This is a genomic window from Nocardia sp. BSTN01 (genome assembly GCF_015354405.1).
GTDB lineage: Bacteria > Actinomycetota > Actinomycetes > Mycobacteriales > Mycobacteriaceae > Nocardia.
The window spans coordinates 1-1,431 of record NZ_JADKYP010000143.1 but is presented as its reverse complement, the minus strand read 5'-3'; the positions used below and the strand labels follow the sequence as shown (position 1 = coordinate 1,431).

Genomic DNA, 1,431 nt, shown 5'->3' with positions numbered 1-1,431 from the left:
GGAGTCTCAATGAGGTTGTCAAGCCGCGAGCACGACCGGTGGAGCGGGGGTGAAAGCCCGACCGTCGCGCAGCAAGGCCCACAACACCGAGACCCGCCGCCGGGCCAACGCGATCACCGCCTGCACATGCAGGCAGCCCTCGCTCCGCTTTTTCAGGTAGAAGTCCCGGTTCGGCCCGTCGCGGATGATGCTGGTCTGCGCCGACAGATAGAACACCCGACGCAACCGCCGGCTGTAGCGTTTCGGGCGGTGCAGGTTACCGGTCCGTCGACCGGAGTCACGCGGGACCGGGACCAGCCCGGCTGCCGAGGCCAGGTGCCCGGCATCGGTGTAGGCCCCCAGATCGCCTGCGGCGACGATCAATTCCGCTCCCAGGATCGGGCCGATCCCGGGCATGGACTCGATGATCTCGGCTTGCGGGTGCGTGCGGAAGGTGTCGCGGATCTGGCCTTCGAGGCGTGTGATCCGGTCGTCGAGATCCAGGATCGCCCGCGCGAGCTCGGCGACGATCTGCGCGGCCACGCCCTCGCCGGGCAGGGTGGTCTGCTGGGCGTCCGCGGCCGCGACCGCGGTAGCCGCGACCGTTTCGGCCGATCGGACGTGACGTTTGGCCAGCCATGCCGTCAACCGGGTGTGTCCGCGGCGGCGGATCGCGGTCGGGGTTTGATACCCGGTCAGCAAGATCAACGCACCCTTGTGAGTGCTGTAGTCGAAAGCGCGTTCCAGCGCGGGGAACACCCCGGTCAGCACGTCGCGCAGGCGGTTGATCATGCGGACCCGGTCCGCGACCAGATCGGTACGGTGCGCGGTCAACAAGGCGAGGTCGGCAGCCAACTGGGCGGGCACGTCGATCGTCGCGAAATCATTTCTGTGCCGGGATGTTTCGGCGATGACATACGCGTCTTTGGCGTCGGTTTTGCCCTCGCCTCGGTAGGCACCCGACATGCGGTTGACGGTGCGGCCGGGCACATACACCGCGGAAATGCCGTGCGCGGCGAGCAAAGCCAGCAACAGCGCCGATGCCGTGCCGGAGATGTCGACGGCGAAGGACACTTCCTCGGCCAGGGCGAGGATCTCACCCAACGCGGTCAGGATCGCGGTCTCGTCGTTGTCGATCTTCTTCGACCACAACGTGGCACCGGTGTCATCGACAACCGCCGCCCAATGATGGCCTTTACCAGCGTCGACACCGGCCCATGCGCGGGCCCGCGTAGTGGTCACTCAGCACTCCTCGCTCGTTACGGCACAGGTTCGGTCCGAGGAGCACCCCGCTGTCGTCTCCGTAATCAGCGACCACGTCGTATCGCGCGCATATCTCAATCAGCAGCCAGGGCGCCCCGGAGGGTCGGACGGCCACTCCTGAGGAGCCACTCGAGGCAAGCCATCATCAGCCACATCCGGCCCTCCTGGGCCGCATAACAACTTACGGAG

1 protein-coding gene is annotated in these 1,431 nt (G+C 66.7%); it reads right to left on the bottom strand.

Annotated features, from left to right (window positions below; translation table 11 throughout):
• Positions 1-18: 18 nt before the first annotated feature.
• Positions 19-1,221: an IS110 family transposase gene (locus IRT45_RS36190; RefSeq protein ID WP_194810248.1), complete on the bottom strand. Its 1,203-nt coding sequence runs from the start codon at positions 1,219-1,221 to the stop codon at positions 19-21.
• Positions 1,222-1,431: the final 210 nt, after the last annotated feature.